General features: G+C 66.0%; 20 protein-coding genes. 13 read left to right on the top strand and 7 right to left on the bottom strand.

From position 1 onward, the window contains the following. Nucleotides 1-153: 153 nt before the first annotated feature. Nucleotides 154-843, bottom strand: a complete 690-nt coding sequence (locus tag ACTU6U_RS07705; protein ID WP_443468539.1) for a GNAT family N-acetyltransferase — start codon at nucleotides 841-843, stop codon at nucleotides 154-156. Between the two features lie 231 nt (nucleotides 844-1,074). Here ACTU6U_RS07705 and ACTU6U_RS07700 point away from each other — a divergent pair, with 231 nt between their 5' ends. The 3 genes from ACTU6U_RS07700 to ACTU6U_RS07690 all read left to right on the top strand — a co-directional run bounded on the left by ACTU6U_RS07700 (nucleotide 1,075) and on the right by ACTU6U_RS07690 (nucleotide 4,348). After that, on the top strand, nucleotides 1,075-2,385 hold the full coding sequence (locus ACTU6U_RS07700) for an ABC transporter substrate-binding protein (protein WP_443468538.1): 1,311 nt from the start codon (nucleotides 1,075-1,077) through the stop codon (nucleotides 2,383-2,385). A 96-nt stretch (nucleotides 2,386-2,481) separates the two neighbouring features. Beyond that, nucleotides 2,482-3,423, top strand: coding sequence for a carbohydrate ABC transporter permease (locus ACTU6U_RS07695; protein WP_443468537.1), 942 nt, complete (start codon nucleotides 2,482-2,484; stop codon nucleotides 3,421-3,423). Between the two features lies 1 nt (nucleotide 3,424). Continuing rightward, nucleotides 3,425-4,348, top strand: a complete 924-nt coding sequence (locus tag ACTU6U_RS07690; protein WP_443468536.1) for a carbohydrate ABC transporter permease — start codon at nucleotides 3,425-3,427, stop codon at nucleotides 4,346-4,348. Between the two features lie 65 nt (nucleotides 4,349-4,413). On the opposite strand, the gene ACTU6U_RS07685 is transcribed toward ACTU6U_RS07690, so the two are convergent. Beyond that, the gene (locus ACTU6U_RS07685; protein ID WP_443468535.1) at nucleotides 4,414-6,210 is read right to left on the bottom strand and encodes a glycoside hydrolase family 35 protein; all 1,797 of its coding nucleotides are present in this window, start codon (nucleotides 6,208-6,210) and stop codon (nucleotides 4,414-4,416) included. Nucleotides 6,211-6,317: 107 nt separating this feature from the next. Here ACTU6U_RS07685 and ACTU6U_RS07680 point away from each other — a divergent pair, with 107 nt between their 5' ends. Both ACTU6U_RS07680 and ACTU6U_RS07675 read left to right on the top strand, forming a co-directional pair. Beyond that, nucleotides 6,318-7,355, top strand: coding sequence for a LacI family DNA-binding transcriptional regulator (locus ACTU6U_RS07680; protein WP_443468534.1), 1,038 nt, complete (start codon nucleotides 6,318-6,320; stop codon nucleotides 7,353-7,355). A gap of 97 nt (nucleotides 7,356-7,452) precedes the next feature. Further along, on the top strand, nucleotides 7,453-8,838 hold the full coding sequence (locus tag ACTU6U_RS07675) for an MFS transporter (RefSeq protein WP_443468533.1): 1,386 nt from the start codon (nucleotides 7,453-7,455) through the stop codon (nucleotides 8,836-8,838). 17 nt (nucleotides 8,839-8,855) lie between these two features. Here ACTU6U_RS07675 and ACTU6U_RS07670 read toward each other — a convergent pair whose 3' ends face one another. Further along, nucleotides 8,856-9,242, bottom strand: coding sequence for a hypothetical protein (locus tag ACTU6U_RS07670; protein WP_443468532.1), 387 nt, complete (start codon nucleotides 9,240-9,242; stop codon nucleotides 8,856-8,858). Between the two features lie 143 nt (nucleotides 9,243-9,385). Here ACTU6U_RS07670 and ACTU6U_RS07665 point away from each other — a divergent pair, with 143 nt between their 5' ends. Then, nucleotides 9,386-9,859 (top strand): MarR family winged helix-turn-helix transcriptional regulator, encoded by a 474-nt coding sequence (locus ACTU6U_RS07665; RefSeq protein ID WP_443468531.1) that lies wholly within the window; start codon nucleotides 9,386-9,388, stop codon nucleotides 9,857-9,859. 14 nt (nucleotides 9,860-9,873) lie between these two features. On the opposite strand, the gene ACTU6U_RS07660 is transcribed toward ACTU6U_RS07665, so the two are convergent. The 3 genes from ACTU6U_RS07660 to ACTU6U_RS07650 all read right to left on the bottom strand — a co-directional run bounded on the left by ACTU6U_RS07660 (nucleotide 9,874) and on the right by ACTU6U_RS07650 (nucleotide 13,516). After that, on the bottom strand, nucleotides 9,874-10,758 hold the full coding sequence (locus ACTU6U_RS07660; RefSeq protein ID WP_443468856.1) for a serine hydrolase: 885 nt from the start codon (nucleotides 10,756-10,758) through the stop codon (nucleotides 9,874-9,876). 155 nt (nucleotides 10,759-10,913) lie between these two features. Then, nucleotides 10,914-12,878 (bottom strand): M13 family metallopeptidase, encoded by a 1,965-nt coding sequence (locus ACTU6U_RS07655; protein WP_443468530.1) that lies wholly within the window; start codon nucleotides 12,876-12,878, stop codon nucleotides 10,914-10,916. Between the two features lie 104 nt (nucleotides 12,879-12,982). Next, nucleotides 12,983-13,516, bottom strand: a complete 534-nt coding sequence (locus ACTU6U_RS07650; RefSeq protein WP_443468529.1) for a DnaJ family domain-containing protein — start codon at nucleotides 13,514-13,516, stop codon at nucleotides 12,983-12,985. Between the two features lie 104 nt (nucleotides 13,517-13,620). Between ACTU6U_RS07650 and ACTU6U_RS07645 the strand changes: the two genes are divergently transcribed. The 3 genes from ACTU6U_RS07645 to ACTU6U_RS07635 all read left to right on the top strand — a co-directional run bounded on the left by ACTU6U_RS07645 (nucleotide 13,621) and on the right by ACTU6U_RS07635 (nucleotide 16,269). Beyond that, on the top strand, nucleotides 13,621-14,601 hold the full coding sequence (locus ACTU6U_RS07645) for a diaminopimelate dehydrogenase (protein ID WP_443468528.1): 981 nt from the start codon (nucleotides 13,621-13,623) through the stop codon (nucleotides 14,599-14,601). A 41-nt stretch (nucleotides 14,602-14,642) separates the two neighbouring features. Next, on the top strand, nucleotides 14,643-15,953 hold the full coding sequence (locus ACTU6U_RS07640) for an MATE family efflux transporter (RefSeq protein WP_443468527.1): 1,311 nt from the start codon (nucleotides 14,643-14,645) through the stop codon (nucleotides 15,951-15,953). Between the two features lie 124 nt (nucleotides 15,954-16,077). Beyond that, nucleotides 16,078-16,269, top strand: coding sequence for a hypothetical protein (locus ACTU6U_RS07635; protein WP_443468526.1), 192 nt, complete (start codon nucleotides 16,078-16,080; stop codon nucleotides 16,267-16,269). 34 nt (nucleotides 16,270-16,303) lie between these two features. Here the strand turns inward: ACTU6U_RS07635 and ACTU6U_RS07630 are convergent, their stop codons facing one another. Continuing rightward, nucleotides 16,304-16,921: a TrmH family RNA methyltransferase gene (locus ACTU6U_RS07630; RefSeq protein WP_443468525.1), complete on the bottom strand. Its 618-nt coding sequence runs from the start codon at nucleotides 16,919-16,921 to the stop codon at nucleotides 16,304-16,306. A 22-nt stretch (nucleotides 16,922-16,943) separates the two neighbouring features. Here ACTU6U_RS07630 and ACTU6U_RS07625 point away from each other — a divergent pair, with 22 nt between their 5' ends. The 4 genes from ACTU6U_RS07625 to ACTU6U_RS07610 are packed head-to-tail and all read left to right on the top strand — an operon-like array spanning nucleotide 16,944 to nucleotide 19,020. Further along, the gene (locus tag ACTU6U_RS07625; RefSeq protein WP_443468524.1) at nucleotides 16,944-17,576 is read left to right on the top strand and encodes a metal-dependent transcriptional regulator; all 633 of its coding nucleotides are present in this window, start codon (nucleotides 16,944-16,946) and stop codon (nucleotides 17,574-17,576) included. A 9-nt stretch (nucleotides 17,577-17,585) separates the two neighbouring features. Then, nucleotides 17,586-18,392, top strand: coding sequence for an HAD-IIA family hydrolase (locus ACTU6U_RS07620; protein ID WP_443468523.1), 807 nt, complete (start codon nucleotides 17,586-17,588; stop codon nucleotides 18,390-18,392). Between the two features lie 14 nt (nucleotides 18,393-18,406). Next, complete coding sequence (locus ACTU6U_RS07615; protein WP_443468522.1) at nucleotides 18,407-18,865, top strand: YdeI/OmpD-associated family protein; 459 nt, start codon at nucleotides 18,407-18,409, stop codon at nucleotides 18,863-18,865. Next, nucleotides 18,862-19,020 carry a hypothetical protein gene (locus ACTU6U_RS07610; RefSeq protein ID WP_443468521.1) on the top strand — a complete coding sequence of 53 codons (159 nt, stop codon included), beginning with the start codon at nucleotides 18,862-18,864 and terminating at the stop codon, nucleotides 19,018-19,020. The genes ACTU6U_RS07615 and ACTU6U_RS07610 overlap by 4 nt, the downstream gene beginning before the upstream one ends. Nucleotide 19,021 lies beyond the last annotated feature (1 nt).

Here is a 19,021-nt window from a genome sequence, read left to right as displayed (position 1 = left end):
CCCACAGATGCAGGTGCGCCGAACCGTCGTTCCAGCGCGAGAAGTGGCATCGTGCGACTGCGGGAATCGCCGTGGTCGCCTCAGAGAGCCGTTGCAGAACTGAGCCTCATCACCGAGATCGGCGAGGATCCGCCGACCCGCGAGGGCTGAAGCTCACTCGGTGAACAGATAGCCGCGCGTCACGTCGAAACCGGCGAGGCGCAGGCCCCGACCGAACAGCTCTTCCATCTCTCCGCGCAGGCGCATGCGCCATTCGTGGGCAGCATCCGGATCAGAGGTGCGCATGGACTCGACATCGGAGGGGATCTCGAGGGTCGCCACCACGGCAGCATCCGCCGGCGGCTTGGCGATGTCGGCGAGCGCCCACTCGACGTCGAGCCGGTCGCTCTCGTCACCGGCATCCCCGCCACCGAAGATTCCGTAGTTGTTCACGGTGTAACCGGTCGCTCTCGCACCGAGCACGGTGAGGAAGAAGTGCGCGTTGCGCGCGACCAGCGGATCGAAGGTCCAGGTGATGCATCCGACATCGCGGGAGAACGCCCACTGGCGTTGGTGCTCCTTGAGCTCGCGTCCCCAGCCGCGTCCGCGATAGTCCGGAAGCAGGGCGGTGATGTGGGAATGCATCCGCCGCTTCGCGGGTGCGCCGAAGAAGGCGATGGATGCTCCGACCATCTGCTCCTGCCCGTCTTCGCCGTCGAAGAGCCCGACGACGTAATTGCCGGACTGCTGCAGCGCACGCAGCGTCCCTGCGTCGATGACGCGCTCAGGCCCCCGGATGGAATCCAGCAGGCTCTGCGCGTCGATGATCAGTTCAACGGTGTCGAGGTCACGGATGGTTCGCACGATCCCAGTCTGCCCCTCTCCTGCGCGTCTGGGGAATCCTCTCCGGGTTCGCTACGGGCCACACCGAATGTCAGCGCACGACACTCCCGATCGTAAAACGTTACCGTGACAACGTTCTTCAGCTTGTGAACGCAAACATTTGGGCGTTTAATGGTTCCACCAGCGCGTGTGCATCACGGCATCCGCACTGTCCGTCAGTCACCTGACCCTCAAAGGGGAGAATCACTTTTCATGGCCAATACACGCATCATCCGCACCGCGGCGGTCGTCACCGTCGGCGCCATCTCTGCATTCGGCCTCGCCGCCTGCAGCACCTCCAGCGACAACGCCGGCAGTTCGAGCGATGAATCCGTCACGATCGAGTACATGCATCGTCTCGACAACGGCGCTGATATGGCGACGGTCGCAGAGATCACCGAGCGCTGGAACGAAGAGCACCCCGAAATCCAGGTCAAGACGACCAAGTTCGACGGTGCCGCGACCGACATGATCCTCAAGCTCGAGACCGACGTGAAGGCCGGCAACGCACCGTGCCTCGCCCAGGTCGGATACTCCGAGGCACCGCAGCTGTATGTGAAGGGTCTCCTCGAGGACGTCACGACCGAGGCAGAGAAGTACGCAGAGAACTTCTCCAGCGGCGCATACGCCGGCATGCGCGTGGGCGATGTCGTCGTCGGCCTCCCCCAGGATGTCGGCCCGCTCGTCTACTTCTACAACGAGGCCGAATTCGACAAGCTCGGACTGACCGCACCTGCGACGATCGAAGACCTGACGGCAGAGTCGGCGACCGCCGCCGCCGCCGGCAAGTACCTCAGCGCTTTCTCGGCAGATGAGGCGACCCACTGGCTCGCGGCGCAGTCTGCCGCAGCCGGTGACACCTGGTTCTCGACCGAGGGCGACGAGTGGGTCGTGAACGCCGAGGGCGAAGGCTCGCAGAAGGTCGCAGCTCTCTGGCAGGGCCTGCTCGACAACAACCAGACCCTCAAGGCTGACCGCTGGGGCGAGCCCTTCACGATCGCGCTGAACGACGGCTCCCTGATCGGCCACATCGGCGCTGCGTGGGAGGCAGGCTTCCTGCTCGACTCGCTCGACGGCACCCCTGCCGAGGGCCAGTGGCGCATCGCGCAGCTGCCCGACTTCGGCGCCGGCGCCATGACCGGTCCTGACGGTGGTTCTGGTGTCGCCGTACTCAAGGGCTGTGACCACCCGGCCGAGGCCATGGAGTTCAACAACTGGTTCAATACCCAGATCGATGACCTCTCCTCGCAGGGCCTCGTCGTTGCAGCCAACGGCACGCCCGAGACCCCGGAGAAGATGCTGCGCCAGTTCGGCGACCAGGATGTCCTCGCCGAGCTCGCGACCGCGACCGCGAACCTGAACCCGGACTTCCCGTACGCTCCCGGTTTCTCCACGCTGTCCTCGATGACCGAGACCGCAGCGGCAGTCGTCGCCGGTGACGCCACCGTCGCAGACGTCTTCACGACCGCTCAGGACACCGCAGTCAAGGCGCTGACAGACCTCGGTCTGCCCGTCGCCAAGTAAGCTCCACGCCCGTACCGAGCACGCGCTCGGTGGAGGGTATTCGATTCGGATGCCCTCCACCGGCCTCTTTCTCCCGAAGGATGAGATCACGCCGCCATGACAACCGCTGAGACCACCGGCCACCGGCCGCGCCCGAGAAGGGGCTTCCGCGCGCGCCAGGAAGCCCGAAACGGCTGGCTGTTCATGGCACCGTTCTCGATCCTGTTCATCATCGTCTTCCTGGTGCCGATCATCATCTCGGTCCGGTCGGCGTTCTTCGCGCAGGTTCCCGCAGGCGAAGGCCTGTACGGCGGAGGCGAGCTCATCGACACCTTCGTCGGCTTCGACAACCTCACTGCGGCCGCGAGTAACGGCGCCTTCTGGTCGGGCATGGGTCGCGTGGTCATCTACGCCGCGTTCCAGATCCCGGTCATGATCATCGTCGCTCTCGCGCTCGCCCTGCTGCTCGACTCGTTCCTCGTGCGGCGCCCTGCCTTCTTTCGGCTCTCCTTCTTCCTGCCTTTCGCGATCCCCGGCGTGATCGCGGCGATGATCTGGATGTACATGTACACCCCAGAGGTCTCGCCGTTCATGCAGTTCCTCCCCGAGGGCACGAACTTCATGGCGCCCGGCACGATCCTCGCCTCGATGGCCAACATGACCACCTGGACCTACACCGGGTACAACATGCTGATCTTCCTCGCAGCCCTCCAGTCCATCCCGCGCGAGCTGTACGAGGCGGCGCGCCTGGACGGTGCGAGCGGCTTCCAGATCTCGCTGAAAATCAAGGTGCCGATGGTGCGCGGTGCGGCGCTGCTGGCCGTGCTGCTGTCGATCATCGGCACGATCCAGCTGTTCAACGAACCCATGATCATGGAGAGCTCGAACTCCTGGATGGGCTTGGACTACACCCCGATGATGCTCACCTACAACTCGATGATGGGCGAGCTGTCGCCGTCAGGCAGCGGTCCTGCATCCGCATACTCACTGCTGATGGCCGTCATCGCCGGCGCCCTCGCCGTTGTCTATGCACTCCTGCAGCGTAAGAAGGCCGTCTGACATGAGCACCACGACACTCATCACCGCTCCCGCAGAAACCCCACGCCGGGCACGGCGTGCGCCCGCAGCCGCGGATCTGCCGCCGCGCTCGGTCGCACCCGGCCCTGTCGCCAAGACCTTCGGCATCATCGCCCTGATCGTGGCGCTGGTCTACTTCCTCATGCCCGTGTACTGGGTCATCGTGGCATCCACGAAGTCCAACGCCGACCTCACGAACACCTTCGGGTTCTGGTTCGCGAACTGGAACCTCGACACCAACTACGCCAGCCTCATGGACTGGACGCAGGGCATGTTCTGGCGCTGGGTCGGCAACTCGATCCTGTACTCGACTGCCGCCGGAATCATCGGCACGCTGTTCGCCATCATGGCCGGCTACGCCATCGCGAAGTTCGTCTTCCCCGGCAAGAAGATCGCCGTCGCGATCATCATGGCGGGCCTCCTGCTGCCGGTCGCGCTGCTGACAGTGCCGCTCTACATGGAGTTCCAGGCGCTGGGCCTTGCCAACACCATGTGGGCGATTATCATCCCCTCTGCGGTCTCGCCGTTCGGCGTCTTCCTCGGGATGGTCTACGCCGAGACTTCAGTGCCTACCGAGCTGCTCGAGGCCGCGCGCATTGACGGCGCGAGCGAAGCGCGGATCTTCTTCACGATCGTCCTGCGTCTGCTGGCGCCGGCGATGGTGACGATCTTCCTGTTCATCTTCGTCGCGACCTGGAACAACTTCCTGCTGCCACTGATGATGCTCTCCAGTGCCGAGCTGAAGCCGGTCACTCTGGGCCTCTACGGCATGATGAGCTATTTCGCCCCGGACAAGGGCGCCGTGATGCTGGGCGCTCTGCTGGGCGTCGTGCCGCTGATCGTCCTGTTCTTCGGTCTGCAGCGCTTCTGGCAGTCCGGTCTGGCGGCCGGCGCGGTCAAGGGCTGATCGCCCTCACGAAGAAGGGCTCGCGACTTCGGTCGCGAGCCCTTCTTCGTGTCTCCGGTCGCGGGTCAGGACCCGATGAATTCCTCGACGGCGCCGTACTCCGGCGTCTCCCGGAGCTCGACCATAGCGGGAAGCGCGTCAGTGTCGAGCACGACGATCTCGTTCGCGCCGGGCTTCCACAGCGGTGCAGGAGCGTAGAGCGTGACCTGCGGGCCGCGGTCCCAGTAGCGTCCGAGCAGGAAGCCGTTCAGCCACACCATGCCCTTGACTCCGCCGCGGAAGGCGAGCCAGGAATCAGCCGGAGTCTCGACCTGAATGCTCGCCACGGCGACGCCGTCGGCGTCGTCTGCGCGTTCAGTCCTGCTTGCGCCGGCACCCGCCGCAGCCTGCGGCGCGTCGAGCGGGAGCGCACGATGGGTCCAGCCGTGCACGAAGCGGCGACCGCCCACGAGGACGCCACCGAGGATGCCCTTGTGCGCCCCGGTCTGCGGGCCGTAGTTGATGCGCCCGAGGCTCTCGACGACGATCGTCAGCGCGCCCTTGCGTGCACCGCCGGGAATGGCGAGCGCGTGCTCGCCGTCGTGCTCCATCGTGCCGATGCGCTCATCGTCGACGAACACCGTTGCGCGGTCACGCAGATCGGCGATCGTGATCGTGGATTCGGCGGGAATGTCGATGGATGCCTGATAGACGACGATCCCGTCCTCGACACCGAGCTGCTCGAAGCTCTGCGGTGCGGGGGTGCGCTCGCCTATCACGGGGAGCGTCTCCACGAGTGCACGCAGGGATGCGGCCTGCTGCAGACGGACCGTCTGGGCAGGCTGCACGGGGTTCGGCGCGGGCGGTTCGGAAAGCTCACCGTCATGGAACGGGGCGAATGCCGCCCGCAGGGCATCGAACTTGTCGCCGAGTGATCCGTCTTCATGGATCGGAGCATCCGAGTCGTAGCTGGTGATGGTCGGCTCGATCATGCCGAAATGGTTGGCACCGTTCCACAGCCCGAAGTTCGTGCCGCCGTGCGCCATGTAGATGCTGACCGAACCGCCGGCGGCGAGCAGCTCGTCGACCGTGCCGATCATGCTCGCGGCCGAGCGCACGTGATGCTGCTCGCCCCAGTGGTCGAACCATCCACCCCAGAGCTCACTGCACATCAGAGCCTGTCCGGGGACGAGAAGCTCTTCGGCCGCCGGGACTCCCGTGCCGAATGTGAAGGTTCCCATGGCGCCGCCCACGGACCCGTGCGCGACCATGTCGGAGGTGATCCCGTCGGCAGTCGTGAGCAGCTCGACGATCCCGCGCGAGCGCAGCGCATCACGCTGGTGCTCGAGGTACGCGTGGTCGCTTCCGAAGGAGCCGTACTCGTTCTCGACCTGCACGGCGATGATGGGTCCGCCGTTGACCGCCTGCAGCGGCACCATCCGAGGTATGAGCGCGTCGAACCAGCGATCGACGGCCGCGAGGAACTCCGGATCGCTCGTGCGCAGTGCCGAGACCCGGCCGGTCAGCCACACCGGCAGCCCGCCGTTGGACCACTCCGCACAGATGTAGGGGCTGGGGCGTAGGAAGACGTCGAGTCCGACCTCTCCCGCGAGACGGATGAATGCCTCGATGTCCTGCCAGCCGTCGAAACGAACGTCACCCTCGACGCGTTCGTGGAAGTTCCAGGGCACGTAGGTGTCGACGGTGTTTGCGCCCATAGCGGCCAGGCGGCGCAAGCGGTCCTCCCACTGCCCGGGGTGCACCCGGAAGTAGTGCAGCGCGCCGGCGAGGATGCGATGGGGACGACCGTCGCGGATCAGCTGGCCGCCTTGCCAGACAAGCGCGGACTCGCCGCCTGATGCTGGCGAGAATGCGTCGTTCATCATGGACTCCTCTGGCATGAATCTCAAAATTGTTTGCGTTCACATTATCTCATCAAGAACACGGCAAGTACTCGCTCAGCCGCATCGCGATCACTAGCATGGAGGGCATGCCTCCCCGTCGAGACCCCGCTGATCGCGCTCCCAATCAGAATGACGTCGCTCGACTCGCGGGGGTTTCTGCCCAGACTGTGTCACGGGTGATGTCCGGGCAGAGCAATGTGCGCCCCGACACCGCACGGAAAGTGCTCAATGCCGTCGAAGAGCTCGGCTACCGCGTGCATGCCGCGGCCGCGTCGTTGGCATCCGGCCGCACCCGCATCCTCGGCGTCATCGTGCTGAGCACCAACCGCTACTCGACAGCGGCCCTGGGCGTCGGCATCGAACGCGTGGCTGCCGAGAACAACTACACGGTGACCACGGCATCCGTTTCTGACCACGCCACCATCGAAGACATCGCCGCGGCCTTCGATCTCCTCGAGCGCCAGGGCGCCGAGGGCATCATCCTCGGCGTTCCGGTCTCGCTCGATCACCCGCTCATGCGTGCGCGAACAGAGCGGACACCCTCCACGCGCAACGTGCGAACCTCCCCGGAGGAGGAGTCCGAATTCTCCGTCGATCAGGGCGAAGTCGCCCGCCTCGCCGTCGAGCACCTGCTCGACCTCGGACACGAGACCGTGTGGCATGTCAGCGGTGACGAGTACTGGTCAGAGAGCGTGCAGCGTCGCGAGATGTGGGAACGCGTGCTGCGCGAGCACGGCATCGAACCTCCACCGGTGATTCCCGCGGACTGGACCTCTGAGTCCGGCTACCGCGCCGGACGCACGATCGCCGCGATCCCCGGCGCCACAGCCGTTTTCGTGAGCAGTGACGAGATGGCATTCGGCGTGATCCGCGCGCTGCACGAAGCAGGACGCAGCGTGCCGGATGACGTGTCGATCGTCAGCGTCGACGACATCGCTCTGGCAGCGTACGCATCACCGGCACTCACGACAGTGCGCCAGCCGTTCGAGTCTGTGGGTGCGGGCGCTGCCCGGCGGGTGATCGCGCAGATCGAGGGAACAGAGCCGCGCGGTGAGATGCCGCGCGTGGAGCCGACTCTGATTCTGCGCTCCTCGACCGCGCCTCCCCATCTGCCACAGGACTGACCGGGCGCCGACCGTCGCAATCGCCCACTAGCCTGGTCAAGTGGGAAATGACGACGAGAGAGCCAGAAAACGGCTCTCCCGTACCCCCAATCGAGGGATGACAGTCGCCGTCCTCGCTCTTGCGGGCCTCTGCTCATCGTTCATGTTCACGCTCGTCGTGCCGCTCCAGGCCGAGCTGCCCACCCTCCTCAACGCCTCGCGTGAAGACACCTCATGGGTCGTCACGATCACGCTGCTCGTCGCCGCGGTCGCGACGCCGATCTCTGGGCGCCTCGGCGACATGTACGGCAAACGCCGGATCGTGGTCGTGCTTCTGGTGCTGCTCGCTCTCGGCTCGGTCATCGCGGCGGCTTCGGCCTCGATCGTCGGTGTGGTCATCGGCCGGGCGCTGCAGGGCGCCGTCACTGGCGTCATCCCGCTCGGCATCGCGATCATGCGCGACATCCTGCCCCCTAAGCGCGTCGGCACCTCGGTCGCACTGATGAGCGCGACGATGGGCGTCGGCGGCGCTGTCGGGATGCCGCTGGCCGCGTACCTCGCGCTCAACGCCGACTGGCACTCGCTGTTCTGGCTCTCGGCGGGGCTCGGCATCACCGTGCTCATCCTGGTGCTGATGTTCGTGCCAGAGGACGTGCTGCTCTCCCCCGGCCGCCTCGACGTCGTCGGCACCATCGGTCTCGCCGTCGGCCTCACCGGCCTCCTGCTCTACATCTCTCGCGGAGCCCAGTGGGGATGGGCATCGCCGCTCGGACTGGGCCTCCTCATCGGTGGCATCGTCGTGCTGCTGCTGTGGGGCTGGTACGAGCTGCGAGTAACCGATCCGCTGGTGGATCTGAGGGTTGCCGCACGGCCCGCAGTGCTCCTGACGAACATCGCAGCGATCGGCATGGGGTTCGCACTGTTCTCATCGAACGTCACGTTCCCGCAGATCCTCGAGCTTCCCGTCGAGACAGGGTCAGGCTTCGGGCTCGACATGCTCGCCGCATCGTTCGTCATCATGCCGGCAGGCCTGGTGATGATGGTGCTTTCGCCGCTGTCCGGCCTTCTCGAACGCTCGATCGGACCGAAACCGCTGTTCGCCGTCGGCAGCGCCGCGATCGTCGTCGCATACGTCTATGTGCTCCTCTGGTCCTCGGAATGGGTGCACATCCTCGTCGCCAATGCACTGATCGGCGTCGGGATCGGCTTCACCTTCGCCGCCATGCCGATGATCATCATGCGCTCGGTTCCGGCCAATGAGACGGGCGTCTCGAACGGCCTGAACGCGCTGTTCCGCTCCGTGGGCACGTCCAGTGCCTCGGCCGTCATGGGCGCCGTGCTCGCAGCGATGAGCATCGATATCGACGGCGTGGCCGTTCCCACTCGCGAGGCCTTCAACGTCTGCTTCTGGCTCGCGATCGTCGCCGCTGCCGTCGCCCTTGTGCTGTCGCTGTTCATCCCGAAGACCACCCCACTCGAGAAGCATCCGTCACTCCCCAGCTGAGTTCGGCCGAGCCGGCCTCAGAGCGTGTATCCGTCCGGGTCTCCTCGTCGCGGCGGGCGCAAGTTCTCGGGGACCGGCCACGGCAGCACGATCGACTCCGCCGCCGGTCGGGTGATGTCCCCGTAATCGTCGATCTTCACGACGATGCGTCCGCGGATGCCGTCATGCTCGGGGGCCACTTCGACAATGCGGACCCGGATCGGGCGCCCCTCGTCTTCCAGCATCCACGGCTCGGCGAGCCATGCGAGCCCGTGCTCTTCCAGCAGCTCCTCGGCAACGAGCCAGTCGACAGCATCCGAGATGGTGCGTCCGAACACGTCCACTGCCACCCAGTCATCGCCCGATGGGTGGATCCAGCCGAGCAATTCGCCGTCGTCGCGGCGATGCGGGGTCCAATCATTCATCCGACGAGGGTACCTCGACGACAGATGTCGGCCTGAAATACAGAGGTCGGACTGAAACGCACGTTCTCGACCAACCTTTGTGATCGGGACTGACGAGTGTCGGGCGCGCTTGCCTCGGCAACTATTCCCGGCAGAATGGAGACATGTCCGCACCTCTCTCGCGCATGACGCCGCAGCAGTCAGCGGCCTGGCTCGCCCTGATCGGTACTGCAGAGCTCTTGCCGGCCGCTCTCGACGCTCAGTTGCAGCGAGACTCGTCCATGACGCACTACGAGTTCATCCTGCTCAGCGTGCTGCAGCGTCAGGGAGCATTGCGCCTGAGCGATCTCGCAAGCGCGACCAACGCGACGCTCCCCCGCACCTCCAAGGTCGTGAGCCGGCTGCAGCAGCGCGATCTCATCGAACGCGAAGAGAGCACGAAGGACCGCCGCAGCGTGCTGCTGGCTCTCACGAAAGAGGGGCGCCGACAGCTCGTGCTCGCAACCCCAGGCCACTTCGACATGGCGCACCGCCTGGTGCTCGACCGCGTCACCGAAGAGCAGCTGGAGAACCTCGCCGATGCGCTCGGCCCCGTCGTCGAAGCGCTCGATCCGCACCGGAGGTTCGGACCGTTCTGAGCGGCCCGCGCCGGTCAGTGCGCGTACTCCATGAGTTCGATGCCGAGGATGCGGAACGCCTCGTGCACGCGAAGACGGTGCGCGATCGATAGATCATCGAAGCCGACGATCATCGCATAGGAGATCCCCGCCCGCGGACCCGCGAGCACCCCGGCCTCGGCGCGGGCGCCACGATCACGACCGGTCTTGTTGATGAACAGCAGACCGTGCGCGTCATGGTCGTGCGCGAAGGGATCAAGACCAGTGGATGCCGCGACCAGACTCAGGTCATGGTTCAGGCTCAGCCACTCCGAGACCTGAGCGCTCACTGCAGGATCGACGACCTTGGAGTTGACCAGCGCCGAGAACAGCCCGGCCAGCTCGCGAGTGGTGCCGACTGCGACGTGCGGTGCGTCATCGGGGCCGCGCTCATCGCGGAAACGGTCGAGCATGGCGGTTCGCCGCAGCCCGAGCGCATCGATGCGCTCGCGAACGCTGTTATGCCCGACGCGCTCCAGCAGCAGATTCACCGCCAGCGGATCGCCGGTTGCTGCGGCAAGAGTTGCGAGATCAGCCAGCGGGAGGACCGGAGTGCGCAGATGACGCCACACCCCGGACGCCGCCACTGGTTCTCCCGCCGAACGCTCGACGATCTCGAGCGGATCGAGGCTTCCGGCCTCGAATCGTGCCGCTACCTCGATGAGCAGCGGCACGACGCCGAGTCCAGCAATGGGAAGGGTCACATGATCGTCACCGGTCAGTACCGGCGCGCCGGTATCGAGATCCTTGACGTGCACGGAGACCTGAGCCCCAGCATCCGCCAGCCCTTCCAGCGCACGCATGGTCGCCGCGAACGACCTGCGTCCGATTGCCGCTCGACGCGGCAGTCGACGAGTCTTGCGGTGGGATCGACGCAGCATCGCCGTCGTTTTGGCCGGTTCAGAGGGCTGGGGGGTGCCCACACATGTTCCTTCCCGCGAAGGTTTTGGGTGTTGCCTTCATCGGCACAGCCGAGACGGCATTGGCTATCGTAACCCCGCCTACCGACTCCCCGCTGGGCGCCGGTAAGTAACCGTCACCAGATCGTCACCCGCTCTTCAGTCGGAAGGTGCAGCGCGTCGTCTTCGGTCACCCCGAATGCCTCGTAGAAAGCATCGATGTTGCGCACGATCTGGTTGCAGCGGAACTCGTTCGGGGAGTGCGGGTCAATCGTCAGCAGACGGATCGTCTCAGCATCGCGGCTCTTCTGCTGCCAGACCTGGGCCCAGCTCAGCAGCAGACGCTGCACGCCGGTGAGTCCGTCGATGACCGGGGCATCCGCGCCGCCGAGAGACAGCTCGTAGGCCTTCAGCGCGATGCCGAGACCACCGAGATCCCCGATGTTCTCGCCGATCGTGAGTGCACCGTTGACGTGGTTCTCGTCTCCCAGCCCCACAGGGACGAGCGCGTCGTACTGTGCAATGAGGGCCTTGGTGCGCTCCTCGAAGGCAGCGCGGTCAGCATCCGTCCACCAATCATCGAGCTTGCCCGTGCCGTCGTAGCGACTGCCCTGGTCATCGAATCCGTGTCCGATCTCGTGCCCGATGACGGCACCGATTCCGCCGTAGTTCGCGGCGGCGTCGCGAGATGCGTCGAAGAACGGGTACTGCAGGATCGCCGCGGGGAACACGATCTCATTCATGGACGGGTTGTAGTACGCATTGACCATCTGCGGCGGCATGTGCCACTCGTTCCGATCGATGGGCTTTCCGACCTTGTCGACGTTGCGGTCGTGCTCGAAGACGTTCGCCCGGCGGACGTTGCCGAAGATGTCGGATGCATCGATCTCGAGTGTCGAATAGTCGCGCCACACTTCGGGGTGGCCGATCTTCGGGGTGAACGAGTCGAGCTTCGTGAGCGCGCGCTCGCGGGTCTCTGGGCTCATCCACTCCAGCGTCGTGATGCTCTGGCGGTACGCCGCGATGAGATTCGCGACGAGTTCGTCCATGGCCGCCTTCGCCGTCGGCGGGTAGTGGCGCTCGACGTAGACCTTGCCGATCGCCTCACTGAGGGCGCCTTCGGTGACCGAGACGCCGCGCTTCCAGCGCTCACGGATCGTGGGGACGCCGGTGAGCTCGGTGCCGTAGAACGAGAAGTTCTCCTGCACGAAGTCATCGGTAAGGAACGCCGCCGCAGCATGCACGACCTGCGAGCGCAGCCAGGCCTTCCAGTCGTCGAGGCGCTCTGCGCTCAGCAGCGCGCCGAGACCCTCGAAAGCGCTCGGCTGGCTGACGACCAGTTCGGCGAAAGCATCCGGGTTCGTGGGCCCGACCGCGTCCCGCCAGGGTGCGAGGTCGACGTCGACGAGCGCCTGCAGCTCATCCCAAGTCTTCAGGTTGTAGGTTTCGACGGCGTCGCGGCTGCGGACGTTGTCCCAGTGGTGCGAGGCGATCTCGGTCTCGAGCGCGAAAGCACGCTCGGCGTCACCGGCAGCATCCGCAATGCCGGCGAGCGCGAGCAGACGCTCGAGGTGCGCGCGGTAGGCGGTGCGGGTGTCGGCGAAGTTGTCGAGGCGGTAATAGCTCTCGTCGGGGAGCGAGAGGCCGGACTGCACGAGAACGGGCACATAGCGCTCGGGGTCACCCGGGTCGCCATCGACGTAGAACCCGATCAGGTGGGCGCGGCCATCGCGCTCGTAGGCACCGGCGGTGGCGAGAAGGGCCGGGATGCTGTCAATCCGGTCGATCTCTGCGAGGGTCTCCTGCAGCGGCCGGGCGCCGGCGGCATCGATGCTCGCCGTGTCCATGAAGCTCGTGAAGAGGTCACCGATCTTGCGCGCGAGACTGCCGGCGTCAGCGCCCTGCGACTCTTCGATGATCGTGCGGACGTCCTTCTCGGCCTGCTCGGCGAGCAGATGGAAGGAGCCCCAGCGCGCCTTGTCGCCGGGGATCTCGGTGCGCTCGAGCCACGCACCGTTGACGTAGCGGTAAAGATCGTCCTGCGGGCGGATGTCGGAGCTGAATTCTTCGGTCGCGAGACCGGCGGGAAGCACATCAGTCATGCGTCCACCCTATGCGCCGCGTGCCGATGCGCGCGGTGCGACAATGCGCGCGGATCGGCGCCGTCCGACCGATGCGAGAAGACTTTCGCGGCTGCGGACGCGTCCTAAGCCGTGTTTTCCTTCCGCCATCCGCGGAACCGGCGCCGCACCCCGCCGCGCGAATCCGTCGTGGGCTCGGACGGAACGACGGTAGCCCGCGCAGCCCGTCGCTCGCGCCAGGCTGCGACCTCCGCATCCGCATCTCGCGTCTTCGTCACCACCGGTGGGCCGCCCTGCAACTGGCGCCGGGCGGCGATCACTCGACTGTTGAAGTCCTCGAGCACATCGCGCACGTCGCTCTCGCGAGAGAGCGCGTCGAGGTTCGCGTCGAGCTCGCGGTCCTCGGTGCGCAGCAGGATGGCGGGCGGGCCGAGCCCGGAGAGGTTCTCGGTCTCGATCTTGCGCCGGATCCACCAGTCGGGATCATGGTGGGTCCCGAGATCCTCGAGTGGCTTGCCGGCGCCGGGAAGGTTGTCGAACTCGCCGCGGCGCATGGCGACCTGAATAGCGCTCTCGACGAACTCGTGCTTGTTCTGCGCTGTGAGCGCGGAGGGCGCGGCCGGTTCGCGGGGCTGTTGCGGTGGTCTCTCGTCAGACATGGCGCACCTCCGGCATGGTTCGTGATAAGCCTACGCCGCCGGTCGCCACCCGCTCCGGCTTCGATACGCTGGGGTACTCTGCCCCTCGTCCAAGGAGTCCCCGCATGAGTACGCCGATCCGCATCGGAATCGTCGGTTATGGAAACCTCGGACGCGGCGTCGAGGCCGCGATCGACCGTAGCGAAGATATGGAACTCGTCGGCGTCTTCACCCGGCGCGATCCCGCAGATGTGCGCACGGCCGGAGCTGCCGCGCACCGAATGGACGATCTCGACCAGCACGCAGACGCTCTCGACGTGCTCATCCTCTGCGGCGGGTCCAAGAACGATCTGCCCGCGCAGACGCCGGAGCTCGCCGGGCGCTTCAGCGTCGTCGACAGCTTCGACACGCACGCCCGCATTCCGGAGCACTTCGCGGCAGTGGATGCGACCGCGCGCGCTGCCGGGACGACCGCACTCATCTCGGCCGGGTGGGACCCCGGGATGTTCTCGCTGAACCGCGTCTTCGGAGAGGCACTGCTGCCCGAAGGCGACACCTACACGTTCTGGGGCCGCGGTCTCAGCCAGGGCCACTCCGACGCGATCCGCCGGGTCGACGGCGTCGCAGGCGGAGTGCAGTACACCGTCCCGAGTGCAGATGCGGTGGCATCCGTTCGATCGGGCGAGCGACCGACCCTCACCACCAGGCAGAAGCACACGCGCGAGTGCTTCGTCGTGCTCGCTGACGGCGCCGATGCCGATGCCGTGCGCGAGGCGATCGTGACGATGCCCGACTACTTCGCCGACTACGACACCGCCGTGACCTTCATCTCGGCCGACGAGCTCGCCCGCGACCACGCAGCCATGCCGCACGGCGGGTTCGTGATCCGCAGTGGTGTGACCGGTGACGGCGCAACCCAGACGATCGAGTACGGCCTGAACCTCGGCAGCAACCCGGAGTTCACCGCCAGCGTGCTGGTCGCCTACGCTCGCGCTGTGCACCGCATGAATGCTGATGGTCAGATCGGCGCCCGCACGGTGTTCGATGTCGCCCCCGGCCTGCTCTCGCCGAAATCACCGGAGCAGCTGCGCGCAGAGCTGCTCTGAACGTCAGTGCCAACGCATAGTCTCAAGAGGTGAGAGGCGCGATGACCCTGAACCGGGAGATCCTGCGGCTCGCGGTCCCTGCCCTGGGCGCCCTGGTCGCAGAGCCAGCGTTCCTGATGGTGGATGCCGCGCTCGTCGGCCACCTCGGAACTGTTCCGCTTGCGGGTCTGGGCATCGCCAGCGCCGTGCTGCAGACGATCGTGGGACTGATGGTGTTCCTCGCGTATTCGACGACACCAGCGGTTGCTCGACGCTTCGGCGCGGGTGATCACAAGGATGCCGTCTCGATCGGGATCGACGGCATGTGGCTGGCGCTCGGGCTCGGCGCCGTGCTCGCCGCTCTCGGCGCGTTCTCTTCGCCATGGCTCGTGTCGCTCTTCGGCGCAACTCCAGAGGTCGCCGAGCAGGCCGATACCTATCTCGTGATCAGCATGTGGGGCCTGCCTGCGATGCTGATCGTGTTCGCGGCGACAGGCCTTCTGCGCGGCATGCAGAACACTGTCACACCGCTCTGGATCGCCGGCTTCGGGTTCGGTGCGAACGCTCTGCTGAACTGGCTCTTCATCTACGGGTTCGGCTGGGGCATCGCCGGTTCCGCGATCGGAACTGTCACCGCGCAGTGGGCGATGGTCGCCGCGTACGTCATCATCGTCGGCAGGCTGGCCCGCACTCACTCCGCCTCGGTGCGGCCGCAGCGAGACGGGGTGCGCGGTTCGGCGAGGGCCGGCGGCTGGCTGTTCCTGCGCACGGTGAGTCTGCGGGTCGCCCTGCTGCTCACGGTCGGCGTCGCGACGGCCCTCGGCACGGAAGAGCTCGCCGGCTGGCAGGTCGTCTTCACGATCTTCTCGGCGGCGGCTTTCGCTCTGGATGCCCTCGCCATCGCCGCACAGGCGCTGATCGGCAAGGGGCTGGGCTCCGGCGACGTTCCCGGCGTGCGTCTCGTGCTGGCCCGAACGGTTGCGTGGGGCGCCTGGTTCGGCGTGGTCGTCGGGCTCATCATCGGCGCGCTTTCCGGCGTGATCGGGCTCGCCTTCACCGGGGATCCAGAGCTTGCCGCACTGATCCAGCCTGCGCTGATCGTGCTTGCGGTCGCTCAACCGATCGCAGGGGTCGTGTTCGTGCTCGACGGAGTGCTGATGGGGTCAGGCGACGTGCGCTATCTCGCGATCGCCGGCGGCCTGAACCTCGTGCCGTTCATCCCGACGCTCGTGATCATCGCGATGGTCGGGGTCAGCGGAATGCCCGGAGTCACCTGGCTCGCCGTCGCCTTCTTCGGCGTCTACCTGCTCGCCCGGTTCGCGACCCTCGGCTGGCGTGTCAAGACCGGCGGTTGGCTGCGGCAGGACGCGTAGACGACTCGTTCTGCACAACACTGCGCGACGGACGGCAATCCAGGTTTGTCGGCTCTGCCGCACGAACTGTCTGCGTCCCCTGGCGTCCTGGTCTCACGACGGCGAGAATGGAGAGATGCTGACCATGAGCGAACCGCAGGTATGGATGCTGATCGGCGTATTCGCCGCAGGCCTGTTCGGCATGATCACGCTCATGTCGACGATGTTCGTGCGGATCATCCGCACCGAGGTCCAGGGCGTGCATCACCGTCTGGATCGCCTCGATTCAGACGTCAACGCGCTCATGCGGCACACCTTCGGCATCCAGCGCGACTGATCGCGCATGCGACGACGATCGCCGCTCGGGTGACTCACCCCGCGTAGCGGCGGCACCATTCGTACATGATCACCGCGCCCGCGGCGCTCGCGTTGATCGACCGGGTCGAGCCGTACTGGGTGATCTCGATGTGTCCGGATGCCGCGGCGATCGCCTCGTCCGTCAGGCCCGGCCCCTCCTGTCCGAATAGCAGCACGCAGCGTTCGGGCAGCTCTGCCTTGTCGACGGGCACGGCGCCTGTGACGTTATCGACGGCGATGATCGGGATGCCTTCACTCTCAGCCCATGCCGCGAACGAGGCGACATCCTCGTGGTGCACGACGTGCTGATAGCGGTCGGTGACCATGGCACCGCGCTTGTTCCAGCGGCGTCGGCCGACGATGTGCACGGTGTCGGCGAGGAACGCGTTGGCGCTGCGCACGATGGATCCGATGTTCATGTCGTGCTGCCAGTTCTCGATCGCGACATGGAACGGATGCCGGTGCGTGTCGAGGTCGGCGACGATCGCATCCATCCGCCAATAGCGGTAACGATCGATGACGTTGCGGGTGTCGCCGTTCTCGAGCAGTTCCGGATCGTACTGGTCACCGGTGGGCCATTCGCCTTCCCAGGGGCCGAGGCCGTGGGTGCTGCGCTCTGGAGTCTCGGTCACTGCTTCAGCGTAGTCTGGAGCGGTGGCATCCCCGGCAGCAGACGACTACCTGAAGACCGTCTACGCGCACACCGAATGGCAGGATGCTCCGATCACTCCGTCGCAGCTGGCCGCGGGGCTCGGCATCGCTCCCTCGAGCGTGACCGAGATGGTCAAGAAGCTCGCAGCCGCAGGCCTCGTCTCGCATGTGCCGTACGGCGCGGTGCGCCTGACGCCGGCAGGCGAGACCAGGGCGCTGCAGATGGTGCGCCGCCATCGCCTCATCGAGACGTGGCTGGTGCAGGAGTTCGACTACTCCTGGGACGAAGTCCACGATGAGGCCGAAGTTCTCGAGCACACCATCAGCGATCGACTGCTCGAGGGCATCGACGCCCGTCTCGGACACCCTCGTTTCGACCCGCACGGAGATGCGATTCCAGATGCCGCGGGTGAAGTCATCCGCGAGCCCTTCGTGCTGCTCGCTGACGCGGCGACCGGTCACATCGGCCGCGTGCTGCGCGTCGCGGACACCGATCCGGATCTGCTCCGGGCGCTGGACGCGCTGGGCCTCGCTGTGGGGTCGGAGATCCGCGTCACCATCGGTGGCATCGCCCTCGACGGAAAGAATGTCGCGCTGCCCGACGGCGCCGCTGGTGTGGTGTGGCTCAGCCAATAGGCTGAGCACATGGCACACCGCGATGACATCGAATGCTGGCTCACCGATATGGACGGGGTTCTCGTCCATGAGAACGTCCCGATCCCCGGAGCATCCGACATGCTCGCCGGCTGGGAGAGCAACGGCATCCCGTATCTGGTGCTGACGAACAACTCGATCTTCACCGCGCGCGACCTCTCCGCCCGACTGCGCGCGAGCGGCCTGAACGTTCCCGAAGACCGCATCTGGACGTCGGCGCTCGCGACGGCATCGTTCTTGAAGCAGCAGCTGCCCGGCGGTTCTGCGTTCGTGATCGGCGAGGCCGGCATTCTCACCGCGCTCCACGACGCCGGGTACATCATGACCGAGACGGATCCTGATTTCGTCGTCGTCGGCGAGACTCGCACCTACTCCTTCGAGGCGATCACCAAGGCGATCCGCCTGATCAACAAGGGCGCGCGGTTCATCATCACCAACCCTGATGCCACCGGTCCCAGCGCCGAGGGCGCGCTGCCGGCAACCGGCGCTGTCGCCGCTCTCATCACGAAGGCCACCGGCATGGAGCCGTACGTCGTCGGCAAGCCGAACCCGATGATGTTCCGCTCTGCTCTGAACAAGATCGGTGCGCACTCGAAGAAGACCGGCATGATCGGTGACCGCATGGACACCGATATCGTCGCCGGCATCGAAGCGGGCCTGCACACGGTGCTCGTCCTCACCGGCATCAGCGATCAGGCCGAGATCGAGAAGTACCCGTTCCGCCCCGACGAGATCGTCGATTCTGTCGCCGATCTGCTCCCCACCATCACCGAGACGATCACGACGATCAAGGACTGACTGAGGAAGGATCGATGGGCGTTCTCGACGACGGCGAGCGGATCACCGCAGCGGATGCTTTGGTCTGGCGCGCCTGGCTCGAGGCCCACCACGCAACCACTGCGGGTGTGTGGCTGCTGAACGTCCGCGGTGCGAATGGGTCGATGGAGTACGACGATGCCGTGCGCCAGGCCCTGTGCTTCGGATGGATCGATGGCCCGACCAGAACGTTCCCCGAGGGCAACGGTCAGTGGTTCTCGCCCCGACGTGTCTCGAGCGGATGGGCTGCGACGAACAAGGTGCGGCTTGCCGAGCTCGAGGTCGCGGGACTGCTCGCACCGGCCGGCATCCGAGCGATCGAGACTGCCAAGGCGAACGGAACCTGGACGATGCTCGACGGTCCGGAGGCCGACATCGAGCCCGACGAGTTCGCCGCGGCTCTGGATGCTGTCCCCAAAATCGTCGCGGATGCCGCAGAAGGGAAGCGACCATGAATCAGAACGACCTGCTGTTCCTCGTGCTGATCCTGATCGGCCTGTCATCGATCACGATCGTCATCTGGCAGTTCGTGCGCTCGCGCCGCGGCCGCGGCGACGGGAGATCGGGCAACTGGTGGGAAGGCCCGTGGGACGACGACCGCAAGGGCTGAC

Source organism: Microbacterium zouquanmingi (genome assembly GCF_052266695.1).
Lineage (GTDB): Bacteria > Actinomycetota > Actinomycetes > Actinomycetales > Microbacteriaceae > Microbacterium.
The sequence above is the reverse complement of the archived record's forward strand: the minus strand, read 5'-3'. Positions and strand labels throughout refer to the sequence as shown.